15 protein-coding genes are annotated in these 16,883 nt (G+C 74.0%); 4 read left to right on the forward strand and 11 right to left on the reverse strand.

The genetic code is table 11. The annotated features are described in order from the left end of the window. Positions 1-6 precede the first annotated feature (6 nt). The 3 genes from DEJ28_RS09145 to phoA all read left to right on the forward strand — a co-directional run bounded on the left by DEJ28_RS09145 (position 7) and on the right by phoA (position 3,240). Positions 7-420, forward strand: coding sequence for an SIP domain-containing protein (locus DEJ28_RS09145; RefSeq protein ID WP_111117182.1), 414 nt, complete (start codon positions 7-9; stop codon positions 418-420). Positions 421-566: 146 nt separating this feature from the next. Then, positions 567-1,121, forward strand: coding sequence for a Dps family protein (locus DEJ28_RS09150; protein ID WP_258368260.1), 555 nt, complete (start codon positions 567-569; stop codon positions 1,119-1,121). Positions 1,122-1,503: 382 nt separating this feature from the next. Further along, on the forward strand, positions 1,504-3,240 hold the full coding sequence (gene phoA, locus DEJ28_RS09155) for an alkaline phosphatase (RefSeq protein ID WP_111117181.1): 1,737 nt from the start codon (positions 1,504-1,506) through the stop codon (positions 3,238-3,240). Positions 3,241-3,274: 34 nt separating this feature from the next. Here phoA and DEJ28_RS09160 read toward each other — a convergent pair whose 3' ends face one another. The 6 genes from DEJ28_RS09160 to DEJ28_RS09185 form a co-directional block, all read right to left on the reverse strand. After that, positions 3,275-3,934 carry a response regulator gene (locus tag DEJ28_RS09160; RefSeq protein ID WP_111117180.1) on the reverse strand — a complete coding sequence of 220 codons (660 nt, stop codon included), beginning with the start codon at positions 3,932-3,934 and terminating at the stop codon, positions 3,275-3,277. After that, positions 3,931-5,175, reverse strand: a complete 1,245-nt coding sequence (locus DEJ28_RS09165) for a sensor histidine kinase (protein WP_111117179.1) — start codon at positions 5,173-5,175, stop codon at positions 3,931-3,933. The genes DEJ28_RS09160 and DEJ28_RS09165 overlap by 4 nt, the downstream gene beginning before the upstream one ends. Before the next feature lie 113 nt (positions 5,176-5,288). Continuing rightward, positions 5,289-6,017, reverse strand: a complete 729-nt coding sequence (locus tag DEJ28_RS09170; RefSeq protein WP_181433849.1) for a DedA family protein — start codon at positions 6,015-6,017, stop codon at positions 5,289-5,291. Between the two features lie 92 nt (positions 6,018-6,109). After that, the gene (locus DEJ28_RS09175; protein ID WP_258368259.1) at positions 6,110-6,934 is read right to left on the reverse strand and encodes a glycosyltransferase family 2 protein; all 825 of its coding nucleotides are present in this window, start codon (positions 6,932-6,934) and stop codon (positions 6,110-6,112) included. 59 nt (positions 6,935-6,993) lie between these two features. Continuing rightward, on the reverse strand, positions 6,994-8,571 hold the full coding sequence (gene rfaE2 / locus DEJ28_RS09180; protein WP_111117176.1) for a D-glycero-beta-D-manno-heptose 1-phosphate adenylyltransferase: 1,578 nt from the start codon (positions 8,569-8,571) through the stop codon (positions 6,994-6,996). After that, positions 8,568-10,070, reverse strand: a complete 1,503-nt coding sequence (locus tag DEJ28_RS09185; RefSeq protein ID WP_258368258.1) for an aldehyde dehydrogenase family protein — start codon at positions 10,068-10,070, stop codon at positions 8,568-8,570. Before DEJ28_RS09185 ends, rfaE2 begins: the two co-directional genes overlap by 4 nt. Positions 10,071-10,201: 131 nt before the next feature. Here DEJ28_RS09185 and DEJ28_RS09190 point away from each other — a divergent pair, with 131 nt between their 5' ends. Continuing rightward, on the forward strand, positions 10,202-11,305 hold the full coding sequence (locus tag DEJ28_RS09190; protein WP_111117175.1) for a glycosyltransferase family 9 protein: 1,104 nt from the start codon (positions 10,202-10,204) through the stop codon (positions 11,303-11,305). Between the two features lie 299 nt (positions 11,306-11,604). Here the strand turns inward: DEJ28_RS09190 and DEJ28_RS09195 are convergent, their stop codons facing one another. The 5 genes from DEJ28_RS09195 to DEJ28_RS09215 form a co-directional block, all read right to left on the reverse strand. Next, positions 11,605-12,309, reverse strand: a complete 705-nt coding sequence (locus tag DEJ28_RS09195; protein ID WP_111117174.1) for an SDR family oxidoreductase — start codon at positions 12,307-12,309, stop codon at positions 11,605-11,607. 73 nt (positions 12,310-12,382) lie between these two features. Continuing rightward, positions 12,383-13,864, reverse strand: coding sequence for a PfkB family carbohydrate kinase (locus tag DEJ28_RS09200; RefSeq protein ID WP_111117173.1), 1,482 nt, complete (start codon positions 13,862-13,864; stop codon positions 12,383-12,385). Then, entirely contained in the window at positions 13,861-14,487 is a 627-nt protein-coding gene (locus DEJ28_RS09205; protein ID WP_111117172.1) for a D-sedoheptulose-7-phosphate isomerase, read from the reverse strand. Before DEJ28_RS09205 ends, DEJ28_RS09200 begins: the two co-directional genes overlap by 4 nt. After that, positions 14,484-15,860, reverse strand: a complete 1,377-nt coding sequence (locus DEJ28_RS09210) for a glycosyltransferase (RefSeq protein WP_111117171.1) — start codon at positions 15,858-15,860, stop codon at positions 14,484-14,486. Before DEJ28_RS09210 ends, DEJ28_RS09205 begins: the two co-directional genes overlap by 4 nt. After that, complete coding sequence (locus tag DEJ28_RS09215; protein WP_111117170.1) at positions 15,857-16,858, reverse strand: glycosyltransferase; 1,002 nt, start codon at positions 16,856-16,858, stop codon at positions 15,857-15,859. The genes DEJ28_RS09210 and DEJ28_RS09215 overlap by 4 nt, the downstream gene beginning before the upstream one ends. Positions 16,859-16,883: the final 25 nt, after the last annotated feature.

Consider the following 16,883-nt stretch of genomic DNA (forward strand, 5'->3'; position numbering starts at 1 on the left):
TGCCGTATGGCACGGACCCGGCGACAGCCCAGCGAACGCATCCTCCTCGCCGGCGGCGTCGACGACCTGCCGGAGATCTCCCGCATGCTCGAGGACCTCCCCGCGAACGCGTACGGCCAGGTCTTCGTCGAGGTCGCCCTGCAGGAGCAGGTCCGTTCGCTGCCCGCACCACCGCGAGTGACCGTCAGCTGGCTCGTCCGCAGCGCTCGTGCATCAGTCGTCGCGCCGCTGGTCTTCGCCGACCACGGTGAAGCACTCGCCGCCGCCGTCACCGGCTGGGCCTCCGAGTGGTGCGTCGCCGACTGTGAGCCGCGCACGACCGTGTGGATCGGGCTCGCCGAGAACCCCTGGGTCGAGCGTGCGCGGTCCATCGTGCAGATCGAGCTCTCGGGCGCGGGCTTCGACACCCTCGTCGGCTGAACTCCGGACGCGCTGGGCTGGGTAAGGTCAGCCTCTGCTTCCTTGCGGCATACAAAAGAACCGGGCACTGTTGTCACCATCGGTTGCACTCCGCAGGCCAGGACAGGTCAGGCGGATCGGTGTAGCCACGAGGTAGGAGGAAGCACATGACCACGCAGAGCACCACCACCCAGGGCACCACCACCGAGGGCACCACCACGCAGGGCTCGACGCAGTCCGGCACCACGACCACCACGTCGCCGTTCTCGACGACGCCGGAGCTCGCGGCCGGGGTGGCGCAGTTCCTCGCCCCCGTCGTCATCGACCTCGAGGCGCTCGTCGTCAACGGCAAGCAGGCGCACTGGCACGTCCGCGGCCGCAACTTCGTCGGCGTGCACGAACTCCTCGACACCATCGTCGAGCACGCCCAGGACTGGGCCGACCTCGCCGCGGAGCGCATCGTCGCCCTCGGCCTGCCGGTCGACTCGCGCGTCGCCACCGTCGCGGCGAACACCACCATCCCGCCGCTGTCCGAGGGCTTCCAGAACTCCGACGTCACCATCACCGAGGTGATCGCCGAGATCGACGCCGCGCTCCTGCAGGTCCGACGCGCCGTCGAGGGTCTCGACGAGGTCGACCTCAACAGTCAGGACGTCGTCATCGAGATCGAGCGCGGTCTCACCAAGGACCGCTGGTTCCTGCAGGCGCACCTCGCCGCCTGAGACGCGACCACACCTCGACGGGAGGCGCGGTGCCAGCCGGCACCGCGCCTCCCGTCTGTCTGCCGGCCGTCCGTCCGTCCGTCCGCGGTCGAAACATGGACACGCATCTTGCGACACCGCACTCGTCGATCGACGCGTGGATCGTCGGAGCATGCGCACGCACGTGATGCGTGTGCATCTTGCGACACCGCACTCGTCGATCGACCCGTGGATCGTCGGAGCATGCGCACGCACCTGATGCGTGTGCATCGCGCGACAGCCCCGCTGACGCCCGCTCGCACCACGTTCACCTGACCGACGCCACCGGTTCACCAGCCTGTACCCCCGCACAGCCATCCTCGGATGGCACCCGTTCGGGGGCACAGACGAGGGGAACCACGTAATGCAGCACACTCCCAAGCGCCGCCGTGCAGCGCTCGCACTCGGCGCCGCGCTCATCGCCGGCGCCATCGCACTGCCGGGAGCCGCCGCGGCCGTCGGGCAGCTCGCGCTGCACCAGCACGGCGGCGCGCAGCGTGCGGCCGGCGACCAGACGCAGGCCGTCCGCAAGGCGATCAAGAACGCCAACGCGAAGAACGTCATCCTGCTCATCGGCGACGGGATGGGCGACTCCGAGATCACCATCGCGCGGAACTACCAGTACGGGGCCGAGGGACGGCTGCCGGGCCTCGACGCCCTGCCGCTGACCGGCTCGTACACGACGTACTCGCTCTACAAGGACGGCACGAACAAGGGCAAGCCGGACTTCGTCACCGACTCCGCGGCATCGGGCAGCGCCTGGGCGACCGGCACGAAGACGTACGACGGCGCGATCTCGGTCGACATCGACGGCAAGCCCCAGCAGACGCTCCTCGAGCTGGCGAAGGCGAACGGCCTCCGCACCGGCGACGTCTCGACGGCCGAGATCCAGGACGCCACCCCGGCTGTGCAGGTCGCGCACGTCGGCTCCCGCTCCTGCTACGGCCCGGACACCGCCGCGTGCGGCACCGACGCGCTGCAGAACGGCGGTCTCGGCTCGATCAGCGAGCAGCTGCTCGACGCCCGACCGGACGTCACCCTCGGCGGCGGCTCGGCGAGCTTCCAGCAGACCGCCAAGGCCGGCCAGTGGCAGGGCGACACGCTCTTCGACCAGGCCTCGCAGCGCGGGTACCAGGTCGTGTCCGACGCGGCCGGCCTCGAGGACGTCCGCAAGGCCGACCAGCGGCAGCCGCTCCTCGGGCTCTTCACGCCGGGGAACTTCCCGACCCGGTACGCGCCCACCACCGCGACCGTGGGCGGAGCCGACCAGGCACCCGTGACCTGCACGCCGAACCCGGCGCGGCTCGACACCGGGCTCTCGCTGGCCTCGCTGACGAACAAGTCGATCAACCTGCTCGACCGCGGCAAGAACGGCAAGAACGGCGAGAACAGCAAGAACGGCGGGAACAGCAAGAACGGGAAGAACGGCAAGGGCTTCTTCCTCCAGGTCGAGGGCGCGAGCATCGACAAGCAGGACCACGCCGCCGACGCCTGCGGGCAGATCGGTGAGACGATCGACTTCGACGAGGCCGTGCAGTCCGCACTCGCGTTCGCGAAGCAGGACGGCAACACGCTCGTCATCGCGACCGCCGACCACGCCCACTCGAGCCAGATCGTCGACAACACGCCGCCGGCCTCGCTCTCCACGGCACTCCTCACGGCCGACGGCACCACGATGAAGGTCTCGTACGGCACCGCCGCCGCCGGCGCCTCGCAGCAGCACACCGGCACCCAGGTGCGGATCGCCGGGTACGGTCCCGGCGCCGCGAACGTCGTCGGCCTGACCGACCAGACGGACACCTTCTCCACGATGTCCGAGGCACTGCGCCTCGGCGGCGACCTCGCCGCGCTGAGCCGCGGCGCCCGCGTCGACCTGTCGGTCGGGGCCCCGCGTCCGGGGCAGCGGGTGACCCTGACCGGGTCGGAGTTCGCCGGTGACCGTCAGGTCCGGGTCACGGTGGGTTCGACCGACCTCGGCACGGTGGACGTCATCGACGGCACGGCATCGGTGCGGTGGAAGGCCGTCGCCGGCAAGGCCACGGTGACCTTCACGGGTGTGCAGTCCGGCAAGCAGGCGGCGAAGCAGGTCCGGGTCCGCTAGTCCCGACCGCTCGCACCGGCCTGGTCGCCCCGCCTCAGGAGGGGGTGACCAGGCCGGTCTCGTACGCCAGCACCACGGCGTGCACGCGGTCCCGCAGCTGCAACTTCGCGAGGACCCGCCCGACGTGCGTCTTCACGGTCTGCTCCGCGATGAAGAGCTCCGCGGCGATCTCGCCGTTCGACCGCCCCCGCGCCATGAGCAGGAACACGTCGCGCTCCCGGTCGGTGAGCACGTCGATGACCTCGGTGCGCGGGGCGGCGGGCGGCGGTCCGGCCACGAACGCCTCGACGAGGTGCCGGGTCACCCGCGGCGCGAGCAGCGAGTCGCCCTCCGCGACGGTCCGGACGGCCTGCACGAGTTCCGCCGCGCTGGCGTCCTTGAGCAGGAACCCGCTCGCCCCGGCCCGCAGCGCGTCGAACACGTAGTCGTCGATGTCGAAGGTCGTCAGCATCACGACGCGCACGGGCCGTTCCGCGGGTGCTGCGGTGATCCGTCGGGTCGCCTCGATCCCGTCGAGCTCCGGCATCCGCACGTCCATCAGGATCACGTCCGGCTGCAGACGGATCGCCATGGCGACCGCGTCGGCTCCGTTCACGGCCTCACCCACGACCTCGACGTCGTCCTGGGCCTGGAGGATCGCCCGCAGTCCCATGCGGAACATCTGCTGGTCGTCGACCACCATCACACGCGTCATCGAGTTCCTCCGTCGGCCGCCGGTCCGCGGGTGGCCGTGGTCGGCCGGGTGGGTCCGGCCGGGTGGGTGGGCAGGTGGACGTCGACGTGGAAGCCGCCGTCCGGGTCCGGTCCGTGGTCGATCGTGCCGCCGAGGGCGGTCACCCGCTCGCGCATCCCCGCGAGGCCGAACCCACCGTCGTCCGGGGGAGCGGCAGGCACGGTGCCGGCGGAGGGTGCGTGGTTGGTGACCTCGACCCGGAGCGCCGAGCCGTGCCTCCCGACCGTCACGACGGTGGACGCGCCGGGCGCGTGCCGGGCGACGTTGCCGAGCGCTTCCTGGACGACCCGGTAGACGGTGAGCTGCGTGAGCCGGTCGACGCCGTCGTCCGTGCTGTGGTCGTCGGTGCCCACGTCGACCCCGAGGCGGAGTTCGACCGGGATCCCGGCGGCGCGCGTGGCCTGCACCAGGGCGGGGAGGTCGGCGAGGTGCGGCTGCGGTGCCCGCTCCGCGCCGGCGTCGCCGCGGAGGGTCCCGAGCAGCTGGCGCATCTCGCGGAGCGCGGTGCGCGACGTCTCGGCGATCGCGGCGAACTCGGCACGGGCCGCCGGCGGCAGGTCGGTGACCCGGTACGGCGCGGACTCGGCCTGCATGTGCACGACGGACATGCTGTGGGCGACGACGTCGTGGAGCTCGCGGGCGATCCGGGAGCGTTCCTCCACGGTGCGGCGACGGGCCTGCTCGAGTTCGGCGTCGCGGCGGGCGGCGGTGAGTTCCTCGCGGATGGAGCGGCGCTGCCCGATGACGATCGCGGCGGCGGCGAGGACGAGGGTGTTGCCGGCGGTGACCACGAAGCTCGTCGCCCAGACCTCCGCCGGCGCCCATCGATCCGGCGTCACGGCGACCAGGGCGAGGACGATGACGGCGGCCGCCGCCCAGACCGTCGCGGTGAGTCGCCAGGTGGTGCGGACGCCGAGGACGACGAGCAGCACGCTCAGGCCGATGATCTCCGTGACGGGGACGGGCCAGGTACCGACCGTGCTCGGCGCCGTGAGCAGCCCGAGGGCGGCGAGCCCGGCGAGGTGGGCGACGGCGGCGGTCCGCGGGACGAGCGGGGCGAGCCCGACGCTCAGGGCGAGCACCGCGGACACGAGCATGGCGAGCGGCACCGGGACCCCGTAGAACACGGCGGTGACGGGGGCCGCGACGGCGAAGAGCGACACCGCGACGGCGACGAGCCCGATCCGGACGGCGAGGAGCACCCAGGAGGGCCGGGGTGGCCGCGGTGGCCGCGGTGCTCGGCGCTGCCGCAGTGCTCGCGGTCCCCGGGGGAGCCGGGGTCGCCACGATCGCCGGGGCTGCTTCGGCGCTGTGGTCACGGTCGGGCGATCTCTCCGGTGCGGGTGGTGCGGGGTGCGGGGCCGGCGGCGGCGAGGGCCGGTTCCGGCAGCGTGTCGGCCGGGGCAGGCGCGGCAACCGCTTCGGCTGCTGCGGCGGCCGCGCGCGCGTCCCGCCTCCTGGTGATGCTACCCAGGACCCGGTCGACCGCGATCCCGAGCCCGGCCGCGACCACCATCGACACGAGCGCGGCGACGATCGGCTCGTGCAACACGCTCGACGCGGCGAGGGCGATGCCGATCGACGTCGCCGACCAGGCCAGCCCGGCGATCGTGCTGATCGCGAGGAACCGCCGGTAGGGCAGGCGGGTCGCACCGGCCGTCATGTTCACCGCGACGCGGCCGACCGGGATGTACCGGCCGATGAGGATGAGGCTCGCGGACCGGCGGCGCATCTGCCGTTCGGCGAACGCGAACGCCGCGGCGATCCGGGGCCGCTTCGAGTGCGCCAGCCGGGTGAGACCGAACCGGCGTCCGATCCAGTACGCGACCGAGTCGCCCGCGATCGCGCCGAGGGCGGCGGCGACGAGGACACCGGCGAGCACCGGCTGACCGGACGTCGCGGCGATCGCGGCGATGGCCACCAGGGCGGACTCGCTCGGGACCGGCGGGAAGAACCCGTCGACGAAGCACAGGGCGAAGAGGACGAGGAAGACGAGCGGGCTCGCGGCCAGCTCGACGACGAGCGGGGTGATCTGGTCGAACACGGGTGGCTCCCTCCGCCGACGGACCTCGTCGACGGTGACGACGCTACGGAAGCGCCCGGTCGGTGCCATCCCGCCGGGGTCTCGACCACCCCCTACCGCGGTATGACTTCTCCCTGACCGAACAGCACGTCCGGGGCGTCCACCCGGCGGTCGGTCACGGTCGTCGGAGCCTCCAGGTGGACAGCGCCCGACGGCAGGATCCCGACGCCGCCGAAGCGCTCCATCACCCGCCACTGCGCCACCACGTCCTCGCCGGCGTGCTCGGGCGGCAGCGCGTCCCAGAACCCGAAGCCACCGACGGCGAGGAGCGCCTCGCGGTCGTAGAGCACGCACGCACCGACCCAGGCGACGCGGTACGGCACCCACCCGCCGGGCTCGACGTCGAGGTCCGCGGCGAGGTGCGTCGGGTTCGCGGCGTTGTGGAGCGACCACCGGTCGAAGGCCGGGGTGCCGCGGCGGACCACCTCGGGGACGACGGGTCCGTCCCACCGCTCGAACACCGACGTCTCGTGCGGCCGTCGGTCGCCCAGGTACGACAGCCCCTGCACGGGACTGCCCACGAACCCGCAGTGCAGGGAGCGGAGCGCGTCGGCCATGCGGGTGACCGTGCCCGGTTCGAGCCAGACGTCGTCGTCGAGGAAGAGGACCGCTGGTGCCGTGGCGTGCTCGAGCAGGAACTGCCGGTGCTCGGCCAGGCCACGCCGTTCCGGGTGCGTGACGAGCGTGACGGGCCGGCCCTGCGCCTCCAGGACGCGGACCATCGCGGCGACCGCCGGCGCGGTGGCGGCGTCCCCGCTCGCGGACTGGTCGCTGAGCACGAGCCGGAAGTCGACGTCGGTCTGGGCGGCGAGACCCGCGAGGGTGGTCGCGAGCTCCGCCGGACGGCCGACCGTCGGGATGAGGACGTCGACCTGCACGGTGTCGGGGGAGTCCGCCGGTTCGGGGGCCGTTCCCCAGGATCCGGACCAGCGGGCCGTCAAGGGGCCGGGTCGGGCTCGGGGCGCTGCGCGGCTTCGCGGATACGCCGGACGACGGCCGTCGTGGAGTGCTCCGGCACGTAGTCGACCATCACGACCTCGCCGCCGTAGCCGCGCACCACCTCGGTCTCGCGGAGCATCTCCGGCGAGTAGTCGCCGCCCTTGACGTAGACCTCGGGGCGGAGCCGCTCGATGAGGGGGATCGGGGTGTCCGTCGCGAAGACCGTGACCAGGTCGACGCAGGCGAGTGCGGCCAGCACGCCGGCACGGTCCTCGGCGGGGTTGATCGGCCGCTCCGGACCCTTCAGCCGGCGCACCGAGTCGTCGTCGTTGAGCGCGACCACGAGCAGGTCACCGAGGTCCCGCGCCTGCCGCAGGTAGGTGGTGTGCCCGCGGTGGACGACGTCGAAGCAGCCGTTCGTGAACACGACCCGGCGCCCGGCCTGCCGAGCCCGGTGCACCGCGTCGGCGAGCTCGTCGTGGTCGACGACGGCTGCGGCCGGTGCGGTCACCGAGTCGAGGAGCGCGGCCGCGGTGCAGACGGAGGTGCCGGCCTCGCGGACGACGACGTCGGCGGCGGCCTGCGCGACGGAGACGGCGTCCCGGAGCGGAGCGCGCACGGCGAGCGCGACCGTCGCGGCGGCGCAGAAGGTGTCGCCTGCGCCGGAGGCCTGCTGCTCGGACGCCGGGGTGGCCCGGGTGCGGAAGCCCTGGTCGGCGTCCTGCTCGGCGCCCGGTCGGGCGTCTCGCTCGGCGTCCTGATCGGCGCGCTGGTCGGCGTCCTGCTCGGCGTCCCGCTCGGCGTCCCGCACCAGCAGGACGGTGCCGTCGCGGTCGAGCGTCACGACGGCCGCGCGGGCGCGGGTCCGGTCGAGCACGTCGCGGCGGGCCTCGACGACGGCGGCGGCCCGTTCGGCGCCCACACCGAGTTCGCGGCCGAGGAGCGCGGCGGCCTCGCCGGCGTTCGGCGTGACGAGGTCCGGAGCGAGCGCGGCCCACCGGGTGAGGTCGTGCGCGTCGACCACGACGGCACCGGGCCGGTCACGGTCGAGCATCGGGACGACGTCCGAGGCCTGCACGCCGAGGCCGTAGTCGCAGACCACCGCGGCGTCGGCGCATCGGATCGCGCGGGCGACGGCCTCGGCGAGACGGACGCCGTGCTCGGCGGTGGGGGTCGCGGCGAGTTCGTCGACGCGGACGACGACCCGGTCACCGCCGACGACGCGGGACTTCGTGGTCGTGCGCGCTCCGGCGATCTCGACGAGGTGGGTCGTGTCCACGCCGGCGGCGTCGAGACGCTCGCGGAGGACACGGCCGGCCTCGTCGTCCCCGATGAGTCCGACCATGCGGACCCGGGCGCCGAGCGCACGGGCGTTCACCGCGGTGTTCGCGGCGCCACCGGGGACGGCGACGGTCTCGGTGACGCGGACGACCGGGGCGGGGGCCTCGCGGGAGACCCGCTCCGCCTCGCCGACGGTCCAGCGGTCGAGGATGCAGTCGCCGATCACGACGACGAGCGGCTCGCGGTCGTCGACGGTGGCGACGAGGTCCCGGACGAGCCGGACGTCGGCGGTCACGGGGTGCCCCCGGTGGTGTCTGCGCTGCCGGCGTTCGCGGTGGTGCCGGTCGTGTGGGTCGTGTCGGTCGTGTCGGTCGTGCCGGCGGCACCGGCCGTGGGTGCCGGTTCGAGGTGCACCACGGTCGTCGTCGTCATCTCGTCCAGCAGGTGTGGCCCGTACCCGAACCCGGCTCCGGACGCACCGCGGGGCTCGGCGCTCCCGCCGGGTGCTCCGCCGAAGACGGCGTTCACCTTCACGGTCCCGACCGGCAGCTCGGCCGCGGCGCGGAGCGCGTGTCCCGTGTCGTTCGTCAGCACCGTCGCGGCGAGGCCGTACCGGTCGTCGGCGGCGAGTCGGAGTGCCTCGTCGAAGTCCTCGACGATCCGCACCGGAGCGATCGGTCCGAAGGTCTCCTCGGTCATCACGAGCATGTCGTCGGTGCACCCGGTGAGGACGGTGGCGGGGTAGAACGCGCCGAGGCCCCCGGGGGTCACACCGCCGGTCCGCGCCGACGCCCCACGCTGCAGGGCGTCGTCGACGTGCGCCTGCACGGTGCGCCGGAGTCGGTCGTCGACCAGCGGTCCGAACTCGGCGGCCGGGGAGGCCGTGCGGCGCTCGGCCTCGGCCACGAGCGCGGCGACGAAGGGCTCGGCGACTGCGCGGTGCACGTACACGCGCTCGACGCTCGTGCAGATCTGGCCGGTGTTCGCGAAGGCCCCGAGGGCCACCTGCGACGCGGCCCACGCCGGGTCGACGTCCGCGTCCACGATGACGGGGTCGTTCCCGCCGTTCTCGCGGATGACGTGCGCGCGGGTGCGTGCGGCGACCTCGGTCAGCCGGTCGCCCGTCGCCGTGGAGCCGACGTGGGCGTAGACGTCGATGCCGTCCTGCTCGAGCAGCAGCTCACCGGTCGTCGCGTCGCCGTCGACGCCGACGAGGACACCGTCCGGCAGGACCTCGGCGAGGAGCGCGTTCAGTCGGGCGATCGTGGCCGGGCACCGCTCGCTGCCCTTGTGCACCACGGTGTTGCCGCTGACGATCGCGGCGCCGAGGATCCCGCAGGCGACGGCGACGGGGTCGTTCCACGGCGTCAGCGCGAGGACGACACCGCGGGGGTGCGGGACCGACCAGTCGGCGGCCCCGAACTGGCCGCGGAGCGCCTCGCCGCGGTGCAGCGGCCCGAGCTCGGCGTACTGCACGAGCGTGCCGACCCCGGCCTCGACGCCACCGAGAGCGTCGCCCGGGACCTTGCCGGTCTCGCGGGTGTTCAGGGCGGCCAGTTCCTCGGCGTGCGCGCGGACGTGCTCCGCGGCGCGGTGCAGCAGGGCACCGCGCTCCGCCGGGGCAGTGCGCCCCCAGGCACCCGCCGCGGCGCGCGCGCGGGCGACCGCGTTCCGGACGTCGTCCTCGGTCGCGCGCGGCACCGTCGACGCGGTCGATCCGTTCACCGGATCGGTCACGACCAGGGTGTCGGCGTCCGAGCGTGCGGCGTCGGTGGAGGGGGGTGCGATCGTCATGGGGTCCTTCCATGCAGGCGGGAGTCGAACGCTTCTCCGGCGACCCTGGGTACGGACTCGGACTCGCGCTTCTCGTCCATCGGACGCCACTGCTGGACACCCCGGCGGGCTCGGACCGGTAGACGAGAGGAGTGCAACTGATCGGCAACGGTGGAGAACGCTTCGACGACGTCCGGGAGATCGCGGTGCTCCGCGGTGGTGGGCTGGGGGACCTGCTCTTCGCGGTCCCGGCGATCGAGGCCATGGCCGCCGCGTACCCCGAGGCGCGGATCACCCTCCTCGGCATCCCCCTCGCGCCAGCGATCCTGCAGGGCCGGACCGAGGCCGTCCACGCGTTCGAGGAGCTCCCGGTCACGCCGGGCGTGCGGGACGCGGGCGACGACGCGCCGTCCCTCGACGACTTCGTGGACCGCCTGCACGGACGCTTCGACCTCGCCGTGCAGCTGCACGGCGGCGGCCGGAACTCGAACCCGTTCCTGCTCCGCCTCGGCGCGCGGCACACCGTCGGCACCGCGACCGAGGACGCCGAGGTGCTGGAGCGCTGGGTCCGCTACGTCTACTACCAGCACGAGGTCGTCCGCGCGCTCGAGGTCGTCTCGCTCGCCGGCGCCGCCCCGGTCACCCTCGACCCGCGCGTGCACGTCGACGACGGTGAACGGGCCGCGATGCGAGAGCGGCTCGGTGTCGGCGGACGGCCCGTGAGCGCCCGGCTCGTCGCGATGCACCCCGGGGCGACGGACCCGCGTCGACGCTGGAGCCCGGAGCGGTTCGCCGCCGTGGCCCGTGCACGCCTCGAGGCCGGCGACGACGTGCTGCTCGTCGGCGACGCGACGGACGTCCCCGCTGCCGCCGCGATCGTCGCCTCGGTGCCGGAGCAGCTCCGGGACCGCCTGCACGACCGCACCGACGCGCTCACGCTCGCTGAACTCCCCGCGGCCCTCGCCGCCGCGGACGTCATGGTCGGCGACGACTCCGGTCCGCGGCACCTCGCCGTCGCGGTCGGGACGCCGACGGTGGGCGTCTTCTGGTTCGGGAACGTCGTCAACGCCGGCCCGTTCGACCGTGGCCGGCACCGCGTGCACCTGTCGTTCGTGACGCACTGCCCGGTCTGCGGGATCGACGTCACGCAGGTCGGCTGGTCCGCCGAGCGCTGCGCACACGACCCCTCCTACGTCGACCAGGTGACGGCCGAGGCGGTCATCGACGACGTCGCGGACCTGCTCCGCACCACCTGAGTTCGCTCCCGCCCTCGCACGGTGCGAGGTTCGCACCGTGCGAGGGGCGCCAACGGTGCGAGGGTCACGATCGGTGCGAGGTCCGCGCACCGTGCGAGGCTCGCACCGTGCGAGGCCCGCGACCGGTGCGAGGTTGCGGACGTGGTGCAGGGCGCGGCCTCCCGCACGGAGTGTGGAACCTCGCACCGTTCGGCGAGACGGGCGCCCACCTCGCACCGTGCGAGGTGGGCGCGACCCGCGACGGACTGGAGGCGCGCTGCCGGCTGGCACCGCGCCTCCAGTCCGTCGACGGGTCGCGTCTACGGCCAGCTGGGTTCCGTCGCCGGCATGATCGAGAGTTCGCGGATCTCGCAGCCTGCCGGCTGCGACAGCGCGAACAGGATCGCGTTCGCGACGTACTCCGGCTCGATGAGCTGTGCGTCCGGCCCCGGCTTGTACTGCTCCGTGCGGTCGGCGAAGAAGTTCGTCCGCATGCCCGCCGGGATGACGTTCGTGACGCCGACGCGCCCACCGGTCTCGGCGGCGAGGGCCTGCGAGAAGCCGCGGACGCCGAACTTCGACGCCGAGTACGCGGTGCCGTCGCCGACGCCGCGCAGTGCCAGCGACGAGGAGATCGTCACGACGCGCCCGTGGGTGGCCTCGAGTGCGGGCAGCGCGGCGCGGACCACGGCGGCGGTGCCGAGCAGGTTGACGCTCACGATCCGTTCCCAGTCGCCCGAGGAGATCCCGCCGATCGGTGCCGGCTTGTCGATCCCCGCCGCGGTGACGACGGCGTCGAGGCCGCCGTGCCGTTCGGCCGCCTCGCGGACCGCCTGCTCCGTCGCCGCGGTGTCGGTCACGTCGACCGCGACGGCGTCGCACCCGTCGGGGACCGCGTCGACCCGGAGGTCGAGGACGATCGGGGTGCCGCCGGCCTCGGTCACGGCCGCGACGACCGCGGCTCCGAGTCCGGAGGCGCCGCCGGTGACGAGGACGCGGCCGATGGGGGTGGTGGGGACGGGCATGGACTTCCTTCCGTAGGGGACAGATGTGGACGGGCGCGGGCGGACCGGTCGCAGCCGGTCCGCCGTCGCTCGGTCAGCCGACGTGCTCAAGCGCCGCAGCCAGGCGGGTCGTGGACCGGCCCGGGTGGAACGGGACCGTGACGACACGGCCGCCCCACTCCGCGAGGGTCGCGGTCTCGGGCAGCTCGCTCGCGGTGTAGTCGCCGCCCTTCGCCCAGACGTCCGGGCGGAAGCGGCGGAGGGCCTCGTCAGGCGTGTGCTCGTCGAACACCACGACGGCGTCGACGCAGTCGAGCGCGAGGAGCAGCTCGACGCGGTCGTCCTGGCTCATGATCGGCCGGTCCGGGCCCTTCAGCGCGCGGACCGAGTCGTCGGAGTTGAGACACACGACCAGGCAGTCACCGAGTGCCCGCGCGGCCGACAGGGTGCGGGCGTGCCCGGCGTGCAGCAGGTCGAAGCACCCGCCGGTCGCGACGACCGTGCCGCCGGCGCTCCGGACGTCGTGCACGACGCGCATCGCGTCACGATCGGCACCGGGGACCCGCACCGGAGCGGGACCGTCGTCGGCGAAGAGCGCGGTGACGCCACCGGCGGCGAGGTACTCCGACGCGGCGCTCACCCCGGCGGTCACGGCCTCGGCGACGTCGGCGCCGCGCGCGAGGGCGACGGCGACCCCGGCGGCGAGCCGGTCACCGGCACCACACGGGTCGCCGGCGGTCACGGACGGCGCCGGCACGAAGCGGTTGCCCTCCGTGGCGCTCGCGACGAGGGCACCGCGGTCGCCGAGCGTCACGGCGACGGCGTCGACACCCCAGGTCTCGACGAGTGCTGCGGCGGCCTCGGTCGCGAAGGGCACGCCGTCGCCGGGCAGGTCCGTGAAGCGACGCGCCTCGGCCGAGTTCGGCGTGGCGACGGTCGTGCCGCGCACGGGCACGGCGCCCTTCGGGTGCGGGTCCCAGACGACGGGCACCCGGCGGGACGCCTGCCCGAGGGCGTCCCGGAGCGCGTCGGCGGCGGCGACGCCGCGGCCGTAGTCGGCGACGACGACCGCGTCGACGTCCTCGAGCGCGGCGAGCATGGCGTCGGTGACATCAGGCACGGGCGGCGTGCCGCACCCCTCGTCGATCCGGACGAGGGCGTGGTCGGCGACGCGGACCCGGGTCTTCACGGGCGTCGGTGCCCCGGACGGGCCGGCCACGACGGTGACCCCGGGCAGCAGGTCGCGGATCTCCGCGGAACGGGCGTCGTCGCCGAGCACCGTCACGAGGGTCACGTCGTGCCCGTCGCGGGTGAGCATGGTGGCGACGAGGCCGGCACCACCGGCACGGCGGTCGTCGGTGCGGACGTCGACGACGGGCACGGGGGCGTCCGGGCTGAGCCGCTCGCTCGTGCCGGAGACGTCGATGTCGAGCAGGGTGTCGCCGACGACGGCGATGCGAAGACGACGGGTGCTGTCTCGGGCACCGCTGGCGCTGCCAGCGGCGCCGGTGCGGGTGCTGTCGCGGGCACCGCTGGCGCTGCCAGCGGCGCCGGTGCGGGTGCTGTCGCGCGTCATCGGCGACCCCCTCGGCGGAGCGCCGGCTCCATCGCCCGACAGAGCGCGTGCACGAGGACGAGCTGCGCCTCCTGCACGTTCGCGGACGGACCCTCGATGCAGATCGCGTCGTCGACCGCCTCGGCCAGGGGGTTCGGTCGCGGTCCGGTCATCGCGATGGCCCGGGCACCGACGGCACGTGCGGCTTGGGCCGCGCGGAGCAGGTTCGGGCTCTTCCCGCTCGTGCTGAGCAGGACGACCACGTCCCCGGCGCGGGCGTGGGCCGACACCTGGCGGGCGAAGACCTCCTCGTAGCCGTAGTCGTTCCCGATCGCCGTGACCGCGGAGGACTCGGCGTGCAACGAGATGGCCGAGTACGCGGGGCGGTCACCGTCGAAGCGGCCGGTGAGCTCCGACGTGAGGTGCTGGGCCTCGGCTGCCGACCCGCCGTTGCCCGCGGCGAGCAGGCGTCGGCCGGCGACGAGCCGTGCGGCGATGTCGTCCGCCCAGTCCCCGATGTGGTCCTTGTGGTCGACGAGGGACGCGATGACCGGGACGGAGGCCGCGACGTGGTCGAGCACGACCCGCGCGCTCTCGGTCGTGGTGTGGTCGCCGACGGTGCCGGTCTGCTGCTCGATGGTCATCGTGCGGTCCTCTCCGTCGAGTGGGCGGAACGGACGGTCCGTCCCGATCGGGTGGTCCGGGCGCGGCCGTCAGCGGTGCCGGCGCCGTTGGCCGCGAGACCGAGACCGGTTCCGAGCCCACCCCCGTGCCCGCTCCCGGCGCTGCCCGCGATGAGCCGCTCGTACACGCGCTCGCTGTCGGCGGCGACCTTCTGCCACGTGTAGCGGCGCTCGGCCCGCTTCCGACCGGCCCGGCCGTAGGCTTCGCGGCGCTCCGGGTCGTCGAGCAGCGCGGCGACGGCGGCCGCGACGGCCTCCTCGTCGCGCGGGGTCACGTGCAGGCCGGTGGAGTCCTCCACGACCGTGTCGATGAGCCCACCGACGCTCGACGCGACGACGGGACGCCCGCAGGCCATGGCCTCGAGCGGGACGATGCCGAACGGCTCGTACCAGGGGGCGCAGACGACGACGTCGGCGCTGCGGTAGACGGCGGGCATGTCGTGCTGGCCGAGCTGCCCGCGGAAGGTCACGTGGTCCCGGACGCCGAGCGACCGGGCGAGCTCGTCGAGCCGCTGGTACTCCGGGTCGTCCGCCAGGTCGGCCCCGGCGACGCCGGCTCCGCCCACGACGACGAGCTCCACGTCGCGTCCCTCGTGGACGAGTGCGGCGAGGGCAGCGATCGTGGTGCCGACACCCTTCCGGCGCACCAGGCGCGACGCGGTGAGGATCCGCGCGGAGCGCCCGCGCTCCTCGACCGGACGGCCGTCACCGGCCGGCTGGAACAGCGACACGTCGACGCCGCAGGGCACCACCGAGATGCGGTGCAGCGGCACACCGAGGGCCTTCAGCTCGAACGCCTCGTCGGAGCAGGTCGCGACGACCTGGTCGACGCTCCGCCCCACGGCGGGCTCGACCCACTCGCGTTCGGCGGGGCTGGTGTCGGCCGCGCCCTGGTGTCGGCGCTTCACGACGCCGAGCGCGTGGAAGGTCTGCACGACCGGGATCCGGACGCCGCCGGTGCGGGCCTGGACCTGCGCCACGGCCTCGAGGGCGGCGTGACCCGACATCCAGAAGTGCGCGTGCACGACGTCGGGACGATCGACGAACCACTCCGCCGCGAGCACCGACGCGAACGTCCCCATGTACGGGAACAGTTCGTCCTTCGGCACCGCACGGGCCGGTCCGGCGTCCACGTGCACGACCTCGACGCCCGGTCGGAGCAGCACACGGACCGGCTGCGCCGCGTCGTCACGCCGCGTGTACACCGTGACCTGGTGGCCGCGGTCCGCGAGCGCACCGGACAGCTCCGCCACGTGCACGTTCTGTCCGCCGGCGTCCACTCCACCCAGGACGGCGAGCGGGCTCGCGTGTTCTGAGACCATCGCGATCCTCATCGCAGGCTCCCTTCCAGTGCGGCTGTCGCCGCACGGTTCGCTCGCGCACCACGCGAGACGGCGTCGTCGAGCAGGTCGTCCCAGTCGGCCGTGAACCGACCGAGCGCGTGCCGCGCGAGCGCGGCCTCCCGGGCCACGGCACCCCGTCGTCTCGCCTCCTCGGGGTCCTCCAGCAGCGTCCTGGAGGCGCGGATCAGGTCCTCGACGTCCGTCGCGATCGCGCCGGCACCGTCCGGCACGGTGCGGGCGGCGTCGGTCGTCGCGAGGACGAGCACCGGCATCGCCATGTGCATCGCCTCGATGAGCGAGAGGCCGAGCGAGGTCCACCGGTTCGGGTGCACGTACGCCCGCCGTTCGGCGAGTGCGGCGTGCATCGGGTCCGCGGGGACGTCACCGAGGGCGGCGACCCGGTCGCCGAAGCCGAGCTCCGGCAGGTGCTCGGTGCCCATGCCCCAGACGTCGACGGGTGCGACCTCGGCGAAGCGGGGGAGCAGGTCCGTCCCGACGACGCGGTTCCGGCGGACGGGCTCGTTGATCACCACACCGAGGCGCTCGAGCGTTCCCGTGTACAGCGGACCGGGATCGACCACGCCGTGCTCGACCACCGTGGTCCGGGTGGAGCCGCAGTCCCACATCAGGGCGTTCCAGTGCGTGACGTGCGCGATCAGCAGGTCGTCGCGGTCGCGGAGCGGGTGCAGGCTGTTCGGCACGTCGACCCGCGGCGCGTTGTGCTCGACGAAGACCATCGGGACGTCGCGACCGCCGAGCAGACGGCGGGCCTCCTCGAGTTCCTCGGTGCGCTGGAGCACGACGACATCGACCTCGGCGTCGGCCACGTCGGCCGGGGCGATCTCGATCGCCGTGTCCGGCCAGGCCCGGCCGCCGCGGCCGAGCCCCCAGGCGTCGCGCGCCGGGGTCGTCGGGATGAGGTACTCGTGCGGGCCGCGGACGAAGGCGTCCATCCAGCCGCCGTGCACGTGCCACACGAGGATCCGCATGCAGTGCCCTTCGGTCGATCGGTCA

This window comes from Curtobacterium sp. MCPF17_002 (assembly GCF_003234115.2).
In the GTDB taxonomy this organism is placed as follows: Bacteria; Actinomycetota; Actinomycetes; order Actinomycetales; family Microbacteriaceae; genus Curtobacterium.